Origin of the sequence: Thioclava sp. ES.031, assembly GCF_002563775.1 — a bacterium.
Classification (GTDB): Bacteria; Pseudomonadota; Alphaproteobacteria; order Rhodobacterales; family Rhodobacteraceae; genus Thioclava.
The window spans coordinates 3,081,140-3,097,223 of sequence record NZ_PDJO01000001.1 but is presented as its reverse complement, the minus strand read 5'-3'; the positions used below and the strand labels follow the sequence as shown (position 1 = coordinate 3,097,223).

The window sequence follows — 16,084 nt, the reverse complement described above, 5'->3', positions numbered from 1 at the left end:
CGATGTCCCAGACCCGTCGCTATATCGCTTCTGCCCTGATCCTTCTCATCGCGCTCGCCGGTGTCGCGACCGTGCTCTACGCATGGCGCCTGCCGCCGTTCCGCTCTGACGTGGCCTGGACCGACAATGCCTATCTGCAGGGCAAGGTCACGCCGATCTCCGCGCAGGTCGCGGCCGAGGTCACGGCGGTCCCGGTCAGCGATTTTGAGGAGGTCAAGAAAGGCGATGTGCTTGTGCGTCTCGACGATCGCGCGCTGAAAGCGGCGGTGGAGCAGGCGCAGGCCGCGCTGGAGACGGCGAAGGCAGCGCAGTCGAACGGGGCGCAGGCGGTGAATTCGGCGAAGGCCACGTTGGAGGCGAAACAGGCGGCGCTGGCCTCGGCGAAAGCGGCGCAGGCCACGGCGCAGACCGCGCGCGACCGGGCGTCGAAGCTGACGAAGAAAAGCTATGTCTCGCAATCGGATGCCGATCAGGCGCAGCTTGCGCTCGATCAGGCGAAGGCGGGCGTGCAGGAGGCGCAAAGCGCGATCGACGTGGCCGAGCAAGCGGTGCAGACGGCGGAATTGAACAAACGCTCGCTCGCCGCGAAAACCGATGCAGCCCAAGCCGCGCTGGATGCGGCACAGGTGGCGCTCGACCATGCGGTGATCCGTGCGCCCGAGGATGGGCGGCTGGGCCAAGTCTCGGCGCGAGTCGGAAAATTCGTCAGCGCCGGGAGCACGCTCGTCTCGCTCGTGCCCTCCGATCTCTGGCTGATCGCGAATTACAAGGAGACCCAGCTTGCGGGTCTGCGGATGGGCGAGCCGGTGACCTTCACCGTCGACGCGCTGGGCAAGACGCAATTCAAAGGCCATATCGAGCGATTCTCGCCCGCGACGGCAGGGCAGTTCAGCCTGCTGTCGGGGTCGAATGCGACGGGCAATTTCACCAAGATCGCACAGCGCGTGCCGGTACGGATCGCGATCGACCCCGATCAGCCGCAGGCCAAACGGCTTGCTCCGGGCCTGTCTGCCGAGGTCAGCGCCCCGCAGCAGGGATCGTGACCCACCGGCAGCTATGCGGAAGGCGCAGCGCGGCTATGTCGAATAAGCTGTTTCTGCGGCGCAGCATTTGTGCGAAAAATATTTCAACGCAGCGAACACATCGTTGCAACAGTTCCTGAGGCTCTCTCCTCCTCCCTGAGCCTTGGAAATTGGCGGTGGCCTCTCTCCTCCTCCCTGAGGTCACCGCCTCCTCCTCCCCTTAGATGACCGACATGTGCCGCCAAACGGCGCCGTTTTCATGCGCGAAGACGCGTTGAGGTGATCCGATCGCTGCGCGGGCCGCGTTGCGATGGAGATAGACGGCGGTCATGTGCTCGCCCGAGATCGACAGCGTATCGGCCAGGCCGTTGATCGGATCGGTGAAACCGCCCGTGATGATCGCTTAATCGCAAGGCCCTTGCCGGGGCGGTGGGGCTGCTCCTGATCGTCAAAGCAATCGCAAAGAATGAAGTCCGACTTTGCTTCATGGAACAACGGCGGCTTGCCCGGGCTTGTCGTGATAGCCCATATTATCGGAGTGGCATCAAAGCCTGCGCCCATCGCCGCGCCATCGCTTTTCCCGTCACCGTTGGAGTTGGCCCATGACAGCACGCCATATCGTTTATCATATTCCCGTCTGTCCGTTTTCGCAGCGGCTCGAGATTCTGCTGGCCCTTCGCGGCCGCCGAGATGAGGTCGAGTTCCGGGTCGTCGACATCACCAAACCGCGCGACCCGGAGCTGCTCGCCAAGACCCGAGGCACCACCGCGCTTCCCGTGCTCGAGACGCCGGATGGTCAGATCATCAAGGAGAGCCTCGTCATTCTGCGCTACCTCGACGAGGTGGTCGACGGCCCTTCGCTTCGCAGGAAGGACCCGATTGAGCATGCGATCGAATCGATGCTGGTTGCGCGTGAGGGGCCGTTCACGATGACCGGGTATCAGTTCGTCCTGAATCAGGATCGGGACCGGCGCGGCGAATGGGCCGAGAAGCTTCTGTCCCTTTATCGCGACATCAACGGGTTCCTGCTCGAACATAGCCCCGAGGGCCCCTACCTGTTCGATGAGTTCGGGCTCGCCGAGGCGGTATTCACGCCGATGTTCAAACGATTCTGGTTCCTCGACTATTACGAGGATTTCCAGCTGCCCGAGGGCCCCGACTATGACCGGGTCAGTGCCTGGCGGGAAGCCTGCATGTCCCACGAGGCGACGGAGCAGGTGAGCCGGGAAGAGATCGTCAAACTTTACTATGACTACGCGCTTGGCGCAGGGAACGGTGCGCTCGTCGAGGGGCGGTCGGTTTCCAGCTTCGTCTTTACGCCGCATTGGAAAGACAGGCCGTGGCCGCCCCGCGACAAGTATGCGGGCACCGCGAGCGACGAGGCGCTTGGCCTCGTTGCGTGACCGCACCCGTCTGGTTTGAATTATACAGCCCGACCATTGCTGGCCGGGCTGAGTCGTCGCTTCCGGGAGGTGCGTGGGCTCAGTCGAGCCCGTTCGCGCGTGCTACGAAATCCGCGAGATGGGGCACGTAATCTTCAGAGCCGTCGCCGCCGGTCGCCATCGCCATCGCGAAGGCGTTCTTGGCGGTGCTGGCGAGCGGGGTCGCGACGGTGGCGGCATTGGCCATCGTCTCGACGTAGCGCAGGTCCTTGTAGGCATTGGCGAGCGTGAACTTGTGCGCCTCGCGGTTGCCTTCGAGCGCGTAGCCCATGAAGGTCTGGTAGAAGCCGCAATCCATCCGGCCGCCCCGGATCACCTTGTCGAACTGCTCGATCGGAATGCCCACCTTGCGCGAAAGCGCGAGGGCTTCGGAATAAAGCGCGGCATAGCCCAGCGAGATGAAGTTGTTGAGAAGCTTCATGCGGTGGCCGTCGCCCAGGCTGCCCACGCGCACGATCTTGCCCGCCCAGGTGTCGATGACCGGTTCGATGCGCGCGAACAGCTCTTCATCGGCACCGACCATGCAATCGAGCGTGCCTTCCCAGGCCTCTTTCGGGGTGCGGCTGAGGGGCGCATCGGCATAGGCGACGCCGATCGCCTCCATGTCCTGTGCGAGCTTCATCGTCACGGTCGGCTCGCCGGTGGAGCAATCCACGATCACGCTGCCCTCTTTCAGGCCCGGCGTCAGTTTCGCGACTGCCTCGGCGGCCTCGGGCGCGCCGGTGAGGCACAGGAAGATGATCGACGAACGGGCGGCGAGGTCTTCATAGGACGATGCCTCGGTCGCCCCGCGCGAGACCAGGTCCTCGATCGGCTTGCGGTTGCGGTGGGCGATCACGGTCAGCGGATAGCCTTTCTCGACGATGTTCTTGGCCATGCCGTGGCCCATCAGGCCGGTGCCGATGAAGCCGATGGTTTCCTGGGTCTTAGTCATTGGGTACTCCGCTTGGGTCGGTAGGTCGTGAAATTCGGGTCAGAGATTGAAACGCTTGCGCAGGTCCGCGACCTGCGACTGGGTGAGCGGGCGGATCGCGTGGCCTTGCAGCGCGAGGAACAGCTTGGAGGTCTCCTCCAGCTCTTCGGCGGCGTATTGCGCGTTCGACAGGCTGGTGCCAGCGACGACGGGGCCGTGATTGGCGAGCAGCACCGAGTGATGCGCGCTGGCCAGCGAGCGCACGGCCTCGGCCAGTTCGGGATCGCCCGGCGCGTAGTAGGGGACCAGCGGCAGCTTGCCCACGCGCATCACGTGATAGGCGGTCAGCGGCGGCAGCACGTCCTCGGGGTCGATGTCGCGCAGGATCGAGACGGCCGTCGAATGCGTCGAGTGCAGGTGGATCACCGCGCCTGCCTCCTGACGCTCGTCATACATCGCGAAATGCAGGAAGGATTCCTTGGTCGGCTTGTCGCCCGAGACGAAATTTCCATCCCGGTCGAAGAGCGAGATCCGGGCCGGGTCGAGCGTGCCGAGCGAGGCATTGGTGGGCGTCATCAACCAGCCGCCATCGGGCAGCCGCGCCGAGATATTGCCCGAAGACCCGGCGGTCAGGCCGCGATCGAAGAGCGAGCGCCCGATGGTGCAGATCTGGTCGCGCAGACGCGTTTCGTCAGACATGTTCGGCCTCCGGCTCCAGCAGGTCCCACGCTTTGAGGAAGAAATCCTCGGCGCCGAAATTGCCCGATTTGAGCGCGAGCGCGAGGCGAGGGCCGGACAGGCTCATCGTCCACGGCACGCCGGGGTCGATCTCGGGACCGATGTCGAGCAGGCGCACACCGAGCGCCGTCGTCACCGCACCCGACGTCTCGCCGCCCGCGATCAGCATCCGGGTGAACCCGGCGTCGCGCAGGCGTTCGGCGACCGCAGCCAGCGTGTCTTCGACCAGCGCGCCGGAGGCGTCACGGCCCAGACGGGACTGGATTTTGCTGAGCTGCGCGGGATCGGCGCTGGAATAGATCAGGGGCGTGCTGTCGGCGGGTTGTGCGATGGCCCAGTCGGCGATCTCATCCGCGCTCTGTCTGCCTTCGGTCAGCGCGTCCACGTCGAGCGCGCGGCTCGGCAGGCCCGCCGCTTGCGCCGCCGCGATCTGGCCACGGGTCGCGACCGAGCAGGAGCCCGCGAGGATCGCGCAGCGGCCCTCCGGGGCTGGCATCCGATCCGGGGCGCTGTGCGCGTCGCTCTGGTCGCGAAGTGCTGCGGCCAGACCCAGACCGATACCCGAGCCGCCCGTGATCAGCGGCATTTCCGCGCAGGCTGCGCCAAGCGTCATCAGGTCCGATTCGTCGATCGTGTCGGTGACGACGATGCGGGTGCCAGCGGCACGTGCGGCCTCAAGCGCCTTGCGCAGCGCGGCCTCTCCCTGCCGGATCGTGTTGATGTCGATGGAGCCCACTTTCAGCGCCGTCTGCCGCCCCAGAACCCGCACCAGATCGGGGTCGCGCATCGGGGTGAGCGGGTGGTCCTTGAGCGGGCTTTCCGACAGCAGGCGATCGCCCACGAAAAGGTGGCCCTTGTAGACCGTACGCCCGGTCGCCGGGAAGGCGGGGCAGGCGATGGTCAGCGACGCGCCGGTGAACTCCATCAGGGCCTCGGTGACGGGCCCGATATTGCCTTCGTCGGTGGAGTCGAAGGTCGAGCAATACTTGAACATCAGGCGCTGCGCCCCGGCTGCGCGCAGGGCCTTCGCGGCCTGCAGCGACATCTCGACCGCGTCGGCTGCCGGAATGGTGCGCGACTTCAGCGCGACCACCACCGCATCTGCCCCCGACAGGTCCATTTGCGGCCCCGGCAGGCCGATGACCTGCCGCGTCTTCAACCCGCTGCGTGACAGCATCAGGCACAGGTCAGTGGCGCCGGTAATATCGTCGGCGACCGCTCCGATCAGCATGGAAATTCCTCCCTCGGTCCACAGATCGCCGATCGCCCCGACGGCTCGGGGCGGCGATTTCACATAGCCCTTGCCAAGCCGTTGCGGCTCGGGCTAACGATGTAATGACAACGCTATCATTCCAGCAATGCAAGCGCAAGATGGACGCTGGGAGGGGGCGGAGTGAGACTAGAAATCGGCGATTGAGAGGTATTCCGCATGAAGTCACCCCAAGAGACGAAGGTCTGTGTCATCGGTCTGGGATCGATGGGCTTCGGCATGGCCGAGAGCTTGCTGCGAGACGGGTTCGCGGTGACGGGCGTCGATGTGAATGCCGATGCGATGGAGCGCTTCGCGGCGCTTGGCGGCGCGGTTGCGGCCGAGCCTGCGACGGGTGCGCAAGATGCGGATCTGGTGATCGCCGTGGTCGTCAATGCCGACCAGACAGAGCAGGTGCTTTTCGGACCGGGCGGCGCCGTCGCGACCATGTCCAAAGGCGGCGTCGTGATGTCCTGCGCCACGATGGCGCCCGATCTGGCGCGCGTCTTCGCCAAGCGCTGCGCCGAGGTGGGCGTGGAGTATCTCGACACGCCGATCAGCGGCGGTGCGGTGCGTGCCGCCAGCGGTGAATTGACGATCATGGGCTCCGGCCCGTCTGCGACTTTTGCGCGCATCCGCCCGGCGCTCGATAGCGTCGCGGCCAAGGTCTACGAGCTGGGCGAGGAGGCGGGCACGGGCGCGGCTTTCAAGGTGGTCAATCAGCTTCTGGCCGGGGTGCATATCGCGGCGGCCTGCGAGGCGATCACCTTCGCAAAGGCGATGGATCTGGATCTGGAGAAGGTCTACGAGGTGATCACTGCCTCGGCGGGCAATTCCTGGATGTTCGAGAACCGGGTGCCGCATGTGCTCGAGGGTGATTACAGCCCGCGCAGTGCGGTGGATATCTTCACCAAGGACCTCGGGATCGTGGCGGATATCGGGCGGGACATGAAATTTCCGACCCCGATTGCAAGCACAGCGATGCAGATGTTCGTCATGACGGCGGCGGCAGGCATGGGGCGCGATGACGATGCCTCGGTGGCGCGGATGCTGGCAGATATCGCAGGGCTCGAACTGCCCACCGCCACCCCTGCAAGTGAGGGCTGAACGATGCCCAGATTTGCCGCCAACCTGACGATGATGTTCACCGAGCACGATTTTCTCGACCGCTTCGCCGCGGCGAAAAAGGCGGGCTTCGATGCGGTCGAATATCTCTTTCCCTATGACCACCCGCCCGAGGCGATCGCGGAGCGGCTGCATGAGAACGGGCTGACTCAGGCGCTCTTCAATCTGCCGCCCGGCAATTGGGCGGCGGGTGATCGCGGGCTGGCGGCTCTGCCGGAACGCGGAGAGGAATTTCGGGCCTCGATCGACACCGCTCTGCGCTACGCAGAGGCGACCGGGGTCGGGCGGGTCCATGTGATGAGCGGGCTGGCCTCACGCCAAGATACGGCAGCGCGGCAAGCCTATCGCGACTCGCTGCGGCGGGTCTGTGATGCGGCCGGGGCCCAGGGGCGCGACGTGGTGATCGAGCCGATCAACACGCGCGACATGCCGGGGTATTTTCTGGATGATTTCAGCTTCGCCGCCGATCTGATCGCGGCGTTGGGGCTGCCCAATCTCAAGCTGCAATTCGACATCTATCACCGCCAGATCCTGCACGGTGACGTGCTGATGGGGCTGCGGGAGATGGCGCCGATCATCGGGCATGTGCAGATCGCTGCGGTGCCGGATCGGCATGAGCCCGGCACCGGTGAGCTCGACGATACGCGCATCCTGAATGAGCTGGACGCGCTGGGCTATGACGGGTTCGTGGGCTGCGAATATCGCCCGGCGGGCCGGACAGAGGACGGCCTCGGGTGGATGCGCGCCTTCGCCTGAGACGAAGGCGCGCCCCTGATCAGCTTTCGATGTAATCGCGATGCAGCGCCCAGTCGCCCGGGCTGAACCGGTCCGAGGCGAATTGCTGCTGGTGCCAGTAGGGGTAGATCACGGGCAGCTTGCTGACCTCGTGCAGGCGCTTCAGCTCGTCCTCGCTCAACTCCAGATCCACGGCGCGGAAATTGTCGCGGAACTGCTGCTCGTTACGTCCGCCGATGACGAGCGAGCTGACTGCAGGACGCGTCAGCAGCCATGCCAGCGCGACCTGCGCGGCCGAGACCCCATGCGCGTCGCCGATCTCGACCAACGTGTCGACGATGTTCCACAGCTTCTCCTCGTCGCGGATCGGCGGCTCGGTCCAGCCTGCGAACTGACGCGAGCCTTCCGGCGTGTCCTTGCCGCGGCGATGCTTGCCCGACAGGAGGCCAGCGGCGAGCGGGCTCCAGACCAGCACGCCCAGCCCCTGATCGACCGAGATCGGGAGCAATTCGTATTCCGCCTCGCGGGCCTCGAGCGTGTAGTGGATCTGCTGCGCCACGAAGCGCTCGCGGAGGCTCCGGTCGCTGACGCCGAGCGCTTTCATGATGTGCCAGCCCGAGAAGTTCGAGCAGGCGATGTAGCGGACCTTGCCCTGTTGCACGAGCGTGTCGAGCGCCGAGACCATCTCCTCCATCGGGGTCACGCCGTCCCATTCATGCATGTGGTAGATGTCGATATGGTCGGTGCGCAGCCGCTTGAGTGAGCGTTCGCATTCGCGGATCAGGTGATAGCGCGAGAACCCCTCGTCGTTGGGGCCGTCGGCGATCCGCATCCGCGCCTTGGAGGAGATCAGCACGTCATCGCGCCGGCCGTCGAGCACTTCGCCAAGGATCTCTTCCGACAGGCCGGTCGAGTACATGTTCGCGGTGTCATAGAGGTTGATGCCGGCGTCGATGCAGGTGTCGACCAGCTTGCGCGCTTCGCTGACGCCTTGCGCGCCGACGGCCTTGAAGGCGCCTGCGCCGCCGAAGGTGAACGTGCCCATCGTGAGCACCGAGACCTTGAGCCCTGATCGTCCTAGGGTTCTGTATTTCATGGATATCTCCTCCTCTTGAGTATCGTTTCCTCAGGCGCGATCAGCGCGCCAGATGTCTTGCTGCATGGGCGATGCCCAGCGTCGGGCTGGTCAGAACCGGCGGGTCATCCGCGCTCGGTTCGAGCTGTTCGAGCGCGCGCGCCATCGAGGCCTGCGCCAGAACCACCACGTCGTTTTCGCGGGAGAGCCGGGCGATGCCTTCGGCCACCCGAGCGTCATGTCCCTCCCGGTCGCCCGATTGCAGTGTCTCGAAGGCGCCTTCGACGACCTCGCTTGTGATGGTGCTGTCCGCCCCAGCCTCGCGGCTGACGCGTTCGACCAGTTCGACGGTGGGTGTCAGGGTCGATTGCAGGGTCGCGAGCACGCCGATGCGGCGGCCTTTCGCGACCGCCTCCTGTGCCATCCCCTCGTCGATACGGATCAGCGGGAAGGGGCAGAGCGGTGCGATACGTTCGACCGCGCCGCCGAGGCTGGAGCAGGTCACGAGCACGGCTTCGGCCCCCGCATCGACCGCCGACCAGATCATGCCCGTCAGGCGTCGCGCCGTCATCGGGCTGACCGACCCCTCGCGGATCGTCAGGCGCAAAAGGCTCTCGTCGAGCATGTTGAAAACTTTCCAGTCGGGCAGGTGCTCCTGCGCCAGACCTTCGAGTTCCGGGATCAGCCCGGCGACGGTGTGGATCATCGCCAGAGGGCGGGGTGATTCGTGTCTTCCATCGGTCATCGGCGGGCTCCTTTGTTGCGGTCGGGGCGCTGTCGCCCCGTTGTCTATGACAGCGCTGTCATATTTTGCGAGTATCACCACGGACCCGGCTCGATGACAAGCCGGAATGTCTCAAGGCCCTTGTTTGAAACGCTTTGGCGGGGCTCGGAACTACGTTCCGCAGGTGAGGGGGCGTCGTTCCGACGCGTGGCCAAGGACAAGTTTTTGTTATTTGCTGATTGACAAGTCGTCTTTGCCGTTCGCAATATGACAGCGCTGTCACAGGAGGAATGGCAGCGCTAGCATTTCGGGCGTATCCCCGTCCGACCCGCCAGCCCCTCACCGACGAGATCGGTTCCGGGATGAGCGTGTGGAACGTCGGGGATGCGGAGAAGGGAGGGGCGTTTTGGCACTGTCAGAAAATTCGGTCACGCCATCGGAAAGGAAATCCATGCGAGTCCTGCATCAATTGCTTCAACTGCGTCACATGCGTGAATTCAACGTTCTGATCGCGTTGATCCTGATGGGGCTGCTGATCAGCCTGTTCACACCGTATTTCCTGACCGTGTCGAACCTGATGGGCGTGTCGCGGGCATTCTCGCTGACGGCCATCATGAGCATCGGCATGGTGATGGTCATCATCACCGGCGGGATCGACCTGTCGGTTGGCTCCGCGATGGGGCTTGCCGGTCTGATCACGGCGCTCTGTTTCGACGCGGGCTATTCGCAATATGCGGCGGTGGCTGCGGGGCTCGGTGTCGGGCTTGCCTTCGGGCTGACCAACGGGCTGCTGATCACCGCGATCGGTCTGCCGCCGTTCATCGCCACGCTCGGCACGCTGAGCATCGGGCGCGGCCTTATGTACATGATCACCCACGGCGTGCCGCTGACCCCGGAGACGCCCGAGAGCTTCAGCTTTCTGGGGCAGGGCTATGTCGGCCCGGTGCCGGTGCCGGTGGTCATTCTGCTCGTGCTGACGCTCATCTTCACGGTCATCATGACCCGGACCCGCTTCGGTCGGCACGTCTATGCCACGGGCGGCAACGAGAACGCGGCGCGTCTGAGCGGGGTGAAGGTCCAGCGCGTCAAGCTCGCGGTCTATGTTCTGTCCTCGACGATTTCCGCGCTGGCCGGCGTCATCGCCTTCTCGCGCTATCTCTCGGCAGAGCCGGCTTCCGGCTTCGGTTCGGAACTTGAAGTGATCGCCGCGGCTGCAATCGGCGGGGCGAGCCTCGCGGGCGGTATCGGCTCGGTACTCGGCGCGGTCATCGGGGCTGCCCTGATTGGCGAGATCGCCAACGGCGTCGTCCTGCTCAACATCAACACCTATGCCCAGCAGGCCATTACCGGCGGCGTGATCCTGATCGCGGTTAGCCTGGACGTGCTGCGCAATCGGATGGGCGGGCGCGGCTGAGCCGCGCCGTCCGGGAAGGAACAAGATCAAGAAGCCGGACCGCGTCTCGAAGAGGAGAGAGCGGCGCGAGATCCGGACGAAGAATGCCCCGGTGCGGGGCGTGAAACCGAAACTGCATCAACAACAGGGGCCCGCCGCGGTTGGTTGGGTCCGGAGGAGGAGACAAGATGCGTATTGCAATGAAAGCCGCCGCTGCGGTTCTGGCCCTGGCAACCGGTATGGGGACGGCAGCGTCCTATGCTCAGGACATCACCGTGGCGCTCGTGCCGAAAGTGGCCGTTCCGTTCTTCGACGACTGCAACACCGGTGGCGCGGAAGCGGCCAATGAACTGGGCGTGAAGTATCAGTGGGTTGTGCCCGCGAACACGCAAGGTTCGACGCAGGTCAAGATCATCGAGGACCTGATGGCACGCCATGTCGACGGGATCGGGATCTCGGTCAACGAGCCGAAATCGGTCGAAGGCATCATCAAGCAGGCCACCGATGCGGGCATCAAGGTCGTCACCTTCGACAGTGACAGCGCCAACAGCTCGCGCAGCATGTATATCGGCACGATCAACAAGCAGGCTGGCGTGACCATGGGCAAATCCATGGCGGAAGCGCTCGGCGGCAAGGGTGAAGTGGCGATCGTCACCGGTCAGCTCGGCGCGTCGAACCTGAACGAGCGGATCGACGGCGTGAAGGAAGCGCTGGCCGAATATCCCGACATCAAGTTGGTTGCGACCGAAGGCACCGAGGATGACCTCGCGCGCGCCGTGTCGGTGACCGAGGCGCTCCTGCGCGCCAACCCGAACCTCTCGGGTATCTTCGGCATCAGCCAGGTCGGTGGCCCGGCCGTGGCGAAGGTTCTCGCGCAGCAGGAATTCGCGGATAAGAAAGGCCAGCTGAAGGTCTTTGCCTTCGACGATCTGCCCGACACGATCAAAGGCGTGAAGGAAGGCTTCATCGACGGCATCATGGTGCAGCGCCCGATCACGATGGGCAAGCTGGCGGTCGAGCATCTCGTGGCCCAGATCAAGGGTGAAGAGACCGACCCGCAGAACATCGACACCGGTGTGACCGTTGTGACTGCCGACAACCTCGACAGCTACACCAAGTAATCTCCGACAAGACCTGGGCGGGGCCAAACGCGGCCCCGCCCGACATTCTTCAGCCTGAGGCCGTGATGAAACCGTTTCTCGAAATGATCAGCATTTCCAAGACCTTTCCCGGGGTGAAGGCGCTAGACCACGTCGACCTGCATCTCAATTCCGGAGAGGTGCATGTGCTGGCGGGTGAGAATGGCGCCGGCAAGAGCACCCTGATGAAGATCATGACCGGCGTGCTGCGCGCCGATCCGGGCGGCGAGATCCGGGTCGAGGGCGAACCCGTCGTCATCAAGAACCCGGTCCATGCCCGGTCGCTCGGCATCTCGATCATCTACCAGGAACTCGCGGTGGTGAATAACCTCACCGTCGCCGAGAACGTCTTTCTCGCGCGCGAGCCGCTGTTGCCCACGGGCCTGATCGACCGCACCAAGATGAATGCGGACACCCGCGCGGTGCTGCACGAGCTTGGCGTGGAAATCGACCCAGAAGCGATGGTTGGCACGCTTTCGATCGGCCAGAGACAGCTGATCGAGATCGCCCGCGCCATCTCCTACAATTCCAAACTCATCATCATGGACGAGCCGACCGCGTCGCTCAGCCACCACGAAGCATCGACGCTGTTGCGCATGTCGCGCAAGCTGGCCGCGCAGGGTGTCGGCATCGTCTTCATCTCGCACAAGCTCGAAGAGATCTTCGAGATCGCCGACCGCGTCACCGTGCTGCGCGACGGGCGCACCGTGGATACTCGTCCGGTGTCCGAAATGACGAGCGACCTTCTGGTGCGCCTGATGGTGGATCGCGAACTCGACCAGCTGTTCGGCCATCACATCTCCCACGCGACCGACGAGGTTCTGATGTCGGTGCGCAATCTCACCGAGAAACGCGTGAAGGACGAAGGCGTCTTCGTGCGCGACGTCGATTTCGACCTGCGTCGCGGCGAGGTGCTGGGCTTCTTCGGTCTGGTCGGCGCCGGGCGGACCGAAGTGATGGAGATGATCTTCGGCAGCCGCCCCCATAGCGGCGAGATTTCGATCAATGGCAAACCGGCGCGGATTTCCTCGCCCTCAGACGCGATCGAACATGGGCTCGGATTTGTGACCGAGGATCGACAGTCGCGCGGGCTTGTCCTCGGCATGTCGGTGCGCGAGAATTTCTCGCTGACGCATCTGAGTGACTATTGCAGCCTCGACTTCGTGAACCGTCGCAAGGAAACCGCGGCCTGTGCGGATTACATCCGCGCGCTGGGCATCAAGACGCCGTCGCCCGAGCAGAAGGTGCTCAACCTGTCGGGCGGCAACCAGCAGAAGGTCGTGTTGGCGAAATGGGCCGCGCGCCGCCCGCAGATCTTGATCGTCGACGAACCGACGCGCGGGATCGATATCGGCGCCAAGGCAGAGGTCCACACGTTGCTGGGCAAGATGGCCGAGGAGGGAATGTCGATCATTGTCGTCTCTTCGGATCTGCCGGAGATCCTCGCGATCAGCGACCGTGTGATCGTGCTGAAGGAGGGGAAGATCAGCGGCGAACTGACCCGAGAGAACGCCACGCAGGAAAGCGTGATGCTGGCGGCGACCGGCTGAGGCCGTCCCGTCGAACCAAATGTGAATGAACGAAACGGAGACTGAAATGACCAAGCGCGTAGTATTTACAGGCGGAACCGGCAAGGCTGGGCGTCATGCGGTGCCGCATCTGCTGAGCAAGGGCTACGATGTGCTCAACGTCGACCTCAAGCCGCTCGACGTGCCGGGCGTCAACACGCTGATCACCGACGTGACCGACAGCGGCGCCGTGTTCAACGCGCTCACCACCCACCACGATTTCGGCGGGTTCGAGAAAGGCGCGCCGCCGTCGCCGCCCGATGCGATCGTGCATTTCGCCGCGATCCCGCGCGTGCTGATCGAGCCCGACAACGTGACCTACCAAGCCAACGTCATGAGCACCTACAACGTGATCGAGGCGGCGATGAAGCTCGGCGTGCGCAAGGTGATCATCGCTTCGTCCGAGACGACCTATGGCGTCTGTTTCGCCGAGGGTGACAAGGACTTCCATTCCTTCCCGCTCGAGGAAGATTACGACAGCGATCCGATGGACAGCTACGGGCTCTCCAAGGTCTGCAACGAAAAGACCGCCCGCGCCTTCGCCGCCCGTTACGGCGCGGATATCTACGCGCTGCGCATCGGCAACGTGATCGAGCCGGATGAATACGGCATGTTCAAGGGCTTCCTCGAGGACCCGATGAGCCGCAAGCGCAACGCCTGGAGCTATATCGACGCCCGCGATCTGGGTGAGATCGTGCATCTGTGCATCGAGAAGGACGGGCTGGGCTATCAGGTGTTCAACGCGGTCAACGACACGATCACCGCCGATATGCCGACCACCGAGTTCTTGAAGAAATACTGCCCGAACACGCCGATCACCCGCGAGATGGGCCCCGACGAGGCGCCGATCTCGAACCGCAAGGCGCGCGAGGTTCTGGGCTTCAAGGAAGCGCATCCGTGGCGCAAATACGTGGAGGTATGATCGCCACGGTCCCCGCGATGTTTTCGCACTCATGCATCGATGGCCTATGAAAACGCTGCCGCACGGTGCATTGCTGGGTCATTGACTCGGGCTCGCCCGAAAGGAATTGGAGGAAAGCGTCATGGGGACCAAGCAGCGATTGCCTGACCGCAAAAGCAAGATCACGGTGCGCGAGGTCGCGCGCCGTGCCAATGTCAGCGAGTCGACGGTATCGCGGATCATGCGCAACAAGGGGCTCGTTGCCGAGTCCACCCGCGAGAAGGTCATGGAGACGGTCCGCGCGATGGGCTACGTCCCCAACCGCATCGCGGGCTCTCTGGCCTCGCTTGACTCCTTCCTCGTGGGCGTCGTCATCCCGTCGCTCTCCAACATCGTGTTTCCGGAGGTCCTGCAGGGCGTCCATGCCGGGCTCGACGGAAGCGATCTGCAGCCGGTGATCTCGACCACGGACTACAATGTCGACCGCGAAGAGGCCGTCGTGCGCGGCATTCTCAGCTGGAAACCCGCCGCGATCCTGCTGGCCGGGTTCGACCACACCGACGCCACCCGCAAGATGCTCGAGCAAAGCGACATCCGCGTCGTCGAGATGATGGATATCGACAGCACGCCGATCGACATCGCGGTGGGCACCTCGCATCGCCGCGCGGGCCACGCGATCGGTCGCCACCTGATCTCGCGCGGTTACCGCCATTTCGGCTATGTCGGCCATGACTGGAACGCCGACCGCCGGGCGCGGCTGCGCTATGACGGGCTGTGCGAGGCGCTCGCGGAATCCGGTCTGTCGGTCGAGGCGCATGCGATCGACGACGGACCCAGCTCGGTCGGGACGGGCCGGGAGCAGACCGCGCGCCTGCGTGCGTCGACCCCGCAGATCGACGTCGCGGTCTATTCCAACGACGACATGGCCGTGGGCGGCGTCTTCCACTGCCTTGCCGAAGGCATCAGCCTGCCCGACCAATTCGCCATATTCGGCTTCAACGGTCTTGATATCGGCAAGGAGCTGCCCCAGCCGCTCTCGACCGTCCGCTCGAACCGCTATCTCATCGGCAAGAAGGCGATCGAGGAGGTTCTGGCCTCGCCCGAGCGCCCCTCTACACCCACCATCATCGATACTGATTTCGAGGTCTTCGCCGGCGCAACCGCCTGAGGCGTGCGGATCTCGGACACCGAACGAAAAAAGGAGAAATCCCATGCATCCCGCTCTCGCCAAAGGCAATGTCGCAGTCGTCACCGGAGGGGCCTCGGGTATCGGCCTCGCCGCCGCCCGCCACCTCGCCGGGTTGGGGATGCGTGTCTGCATCGCCGATCTGCCGGGGGCGGCCCTCGAAGCCGCCTACGACGCCCTGATCGCTGCGGGCGCGGCGGCGGCTGACGTAATGACGCAGGCCACCGATGTCTCGGACCGCGCGCAGCTCACGGCGCTCGCCGATGAGGTCTGGGCGCATTTCGGGCCGGTCAACCTGCTGATGAACAATGCGGGCATGCAGCCCGGCAGCTCGATTTTCGATGCGGAAGGCAACTGGGACCGCATCCTCGACGTGAATATGGGTGGCATCATCCGCGGCAGCCAGATTTTCGCGCCGCGCATGATCGCCTCGGGCGCGCCGGGGCTGATCGTCAATACCGGCTCCAAGCAGGGGATTACGACGCCCCCGGGCGATCCGGCCTATAACGTGTCGAAAGCCGGCGTGAAGGCCTTTACCGAAGCGCTGCAGCACGAGCTGCGCAACCGCGAGGACTGCAAGGTCGAGGCGCGGCTGTTCATCCCGGGCTTCGTCTACACGCCGCTCACCGCAGGCGGGCGCACCGAGAAACCCGCCGATGCATGGACGCCCGAGCAGGTCGTGGAGTTCCTCTTCGACTCGATCGAGCGCGGCGATTTCTACATTCTGTGCCCCGACAACGACGTGGATCGCGCAACCGACGTGAAGCGCATCCTCTGGGCGGCGGGCGACATCACCGAGAACCGCCCGCCCTTGTCGCGCTGGCATCCCGATTACGGTGACGCCTTCAAAGCGTGGCTGAAGAAGTGATGCGGC

Annotated in this window: 15 protein-coding genes; 10 read left to right on the top strand and 5 right to left on the bottom strand. The window is 64.3% G+C overall.

Annotated elements, in window-relative coordinates:
* The first annotated feature begins 2 nt into the window (after positions 1 to 2).
* Positions 3 to 1,043, top strand: coding sequence for an HlyD family secretion protein (locus AXZ77_RS14765; RefSeq protein WP_098411736.1), 1,041 nt, complete (start codon positions 3 to 5; stop codon positions 1,041 to 1,043).
* A 581-nt stretch (positions 1,044 to 1,624) separates the two neighbouring features.
* Positions 1,625 to 2,425, top strand: a complete 801-nt coding sequence (locus AXZ77_RS14760; protein WP_098411735.1) for a glutathione S-transferase family protein — start codon at positions 1,625 to 1,627, stop codon at positions 2,423 to 2,425.
* Positions 2,426 to 2,504: 79 nt separating this feature from the next.
* Here the strand turns inward: AXZ77_RS14760 and AXZ77_RS14755 are convergent, their stop codons facing one another.
* From AXZ77_RS14755 to otnK, 3 genes are read right to left on the bottom strand one after another with little or no spacing between them, the layout of a single operon-like run.
* Positions 2,505 to 3,398, bottom strand: a complete 894-nt coding sequence (locus AXZ77_RS14755) for an NAD(P)-dependent oxidoreductase (protein ID WP_098411734.1) — start codon at positions 3,396 to 3,398, stop codon at positions 2,505 to 2,507.
* 39 nt (positions 3,399 to 3,437) lie between these two features.
* Entirely contained in the window at positions 3,438 to 4,076 is a 639-nt protein-coding gene (gene otnC / locus AXZ77_RS14750; protein ID WP_078519932.1) for a 3-oxo-tetronate 4-phosphate decarboxylase, read from the bottom strand.
* Positions 4,069 to 5,346, bottom strand: a complete 1,278-nt coding sequence (gene otnK, locus AXZ77_RS14745; RefSeq protein ID WP_098411733.1) for a 3-oxo-tetronate kinase — start codon at positions 5,344 to 5,346, stop codon at positions 4,069 to 4,071. The genes otnC and otnK overlap by 8 nt, the downstream gene beginning before the upstream one ends.
* Before the next feature lie 198 nt (positions 5,347 to 5,544).
* Between otnK and ltnD the strand changes: the two genes are divergently transcribed.
* Both ltnD and otnI read left to right on the top strand, forming a co-directional pair.
* Entirely contained in the window at positions 5,545 to 6,471 is a 927-nt protein-coding gene (gene ltnD, locus AXZ77_RS14740; RefSeq protein ID WP_098411732.1) for an L-threonate dehydrogenase, read from the top strand.
* 3 nt (positions 6,472 to 6,474) lie between these two features.
* On the top strand, positions 6,475 to 7,245 hold the full coding sequence (gene otnI, locus AXZ77_RS14735) for a 2-oxo-tetronate isomerase (protein WP_098411731.1): 771 nt from the start codon (positions 6,475 to 6,477) through the stop codon (positions 7,243 to 7,245).
* A gap of 19 nt (positions 7,246 to 7,264) precedes the next feature.
* Here the strand turns inward: otnI and AXZ77_RS14730 are convergent, their stop codons facing one another.
* Both AXZ77_RS14730 and AXZ77_RS14725 read right to left on the bottom strand, forming a co-directional pair.
* Positions 7,265 to 8,320 (bottom strand): aldo/keto reductase, encoded by a 1,056-nt coding sequence (locus AXZ77_RS14730; protein WP_078519928.1) that lies wholly within the window; start codon positions 8,318 to 8,320, stop codon positions 7,265 to 7,267.
* Positions 8,321 to 8,360: 40 nt separating this feature from the next.
* Positions 8,361 to 9,044, bottom strand: coding sequence for an aspartate/glutamate racemase family protein (locus tag AXZ77_RS14725; protein WP_098411730.1), 684 nt, complete (start codon positions 9,042 to 9,044; stop codon positions 8,361 to 8,363).
* A 466-nt stretch (positions 9,045 to 9,510) separates the two neighbouring features.
* Between AXZ77_RS14725 and AXZ77_RS14720 the strand changes: the two genes are divergently transcribed.
* The 6 genes from AXZ77_RS14720 (at position 9,511) to AXZ77_RS14695 (ending at position 16,078) form a co-directional block, all read left to right on the top strand.
* On the top strand, positions 9,511 to 10,437 hold the full coding sequence (locus AXZ77_RS14720) for an ABC transporter permease (RefSeq protein ID WP_208607944.1): 927 nt from the start codon (positions 9,511 to 9,513) through the stop codon (positions 10,435 to 10,437).
* Between the two features lie 167 nt (positions 10,438 to 10,604).
* Complete coding sequence (locus AXZ77_RS14715; RefSeq protein WP_098411729.1) at positions 10,605 to 11,537, top strand: sugar-binding protein; 933 nt, start codon at positions 10,605 to 10,607, stop codon at positions 11,535 to 11,537.
* Positions 11,538 to 11,602: 65 nt separating this feature from the next.
* On the top strand, positions 11,603 to 13,105 hold the full coding sequence (locus tag AXZ77_RS14710; protein WP_098411728.1) for a sugar ABC transporter ATP-binding protein: 1,503 nt from the start codon (positions 11,603 to 11,605) through the stop codon (positions 13,103 to 13,105).
* Between the two features lie 46 nt (positions 13,106 to 13,151).
* The gene (locus AXZ77_RS14705) at positions 13,152 to 14,045 is read left to right on the top strand and encodes an NAD(P)-dependent oxidoreductase (RefSeq protein ID WP_098411727.1); all 894 of its coding nucleotides are present in this window, start codon (positions 13,152 to 13,154) and stop codon (positions 14,043 to 14,045) included.
* 121 nt (positions 14,046 to 14,166) lie between these two features.
* Positions 14,167 to 15,192: a LacI family DNA-binding transcriptional regulator gene (locus tag AXZ77_RS14700; RefSeq protein ID WP_098411726.1), complete on the top strand. Its 1,026-nt coding sequence runs from the start codon at positions 14,167 to 14,169 to the stop codon at positions 15,190 to 15,192.
* A gap of 43 nt (positions 15,193 to 15,235) precedes the next feature.
* A complete protein-coding gene (locus AXZ77_RS14695) occupies positions 15,236 to 16,078 on the top strand; it encodes an SDR family oxidoreductase (protein WP_078519922.1) in 843 nt (280 codons plus the stop codon).
* Positions 16,079 to 16,084: the final 6 nt, after the last annotated feature.

Excerpts from the sequence above, each read along its gene's own strand:
- AXZ77_RS14765 (WP_098411736.1), top strand. The coding sequence starts at position 3 with ATGTCCCAGACCCGTCGCTATATCGCTTCTGCCCTGATCCTTCTCATC.
- AXZ77_RS14760 (WP_098411735.1), top strand. The coding sequence starts at position 1,625 with ATGACAGCACGCCATATCGTTTATCATATTCCCGTCTGTCCGTTTTCG.
- AXZ77_RS14755 (WP_098411734.1), bottom strand. The coding sequence starts at position 3,398 with ATGACTAAGACCCAGGAAACCATCGGCTTCATCGGCACCGGCCTGATG.
- otnC (WP_078519932.1), bottom strand. The coding sequence starts at position 4,076 with ATGTCTGACGAAACGCGTCTGCGCGACCAGATCTGCACCATCGGGCGC.
- otnK (WP_098411733.1), bottom strand. The coding sequence starts at position 5,346 with ATGCTGATCGGAGCGGTCGCCGACGATATTACCGGCGCCACTGACCTG.
- ltnD (WP_098411732.1), top strand. The coding sequence starts at position 5,545 with ATGAAGTCACCCCAAGAGACGAAGGTCTGTGTCATCGGTCTGGGATCG.
- otnI (WP_098411731.1), top strand. The coding sequence starts at position 6,475 with ATGCCCAGATTTGCCGCCAACCTGACGATGATGTTCACCGAGCACGAT.
- AXZ77_RS14730 (WP_078519928.1), bottom strand. The coding sequence starts at position 8,320 with ATGAAATACAGAACCCTAGGACGATCAGGGCTCAAGGTCTCGGTGCTC.
- AXZ77_RS14725 (WP_098411730.1), bottom strand. The coding sequence starts at position 9,044 with ATGACCGATGGAAGACACGAATCACCCCGCCCTCTGGCGATGATCCAC.
- AXZ77_RS14720 (WP_208607944.1), top strand. The coding sequence starts at position 9,511 with ATGCGTGAATTCAACGTTCTGATCGCGTTGATCCTGATGGGGCTGCTG.
- AXZ77_RS14715 (WP_098411729.1), top strand. The coding sequence starts at position 10,605 with ATGCGTATTGCAATGAAAGCCGCCGCTGCGGTTCTGGCCCTGGCAACC.
- AXZ77_RS14710 (WP_098411728.1), top strand. The coding sequence starts at position 11,603 with ATGAAACCGTTTCTCGAAATGATCAGCATTTCCAAGACCTTTCCCGGG.
- AXZ77_RS14705 (WP_098411727.1), top strand. The coding sequence starts at position 13,152 with ATGACCAAGCGCGTAGTATTTACAGGCGGAACCGGCAAGGCTGGGCGT.
- AXZ77_RS14700 (WP_098411726.1), top strand. The coding sequence starts at position 14,167 with ATGGGGACCAAGCAGCGATTGCCTGACCGCAAAAGCAAGATCACGGTG.
- AXZ77_RS14695 (WP_078519922.1), top strand. The coding sequence starts at position 15,236 with ATGCATCCCGCTCTCGCCAAAGGCAATGTCGCAGTCGTCACCGGAGGG.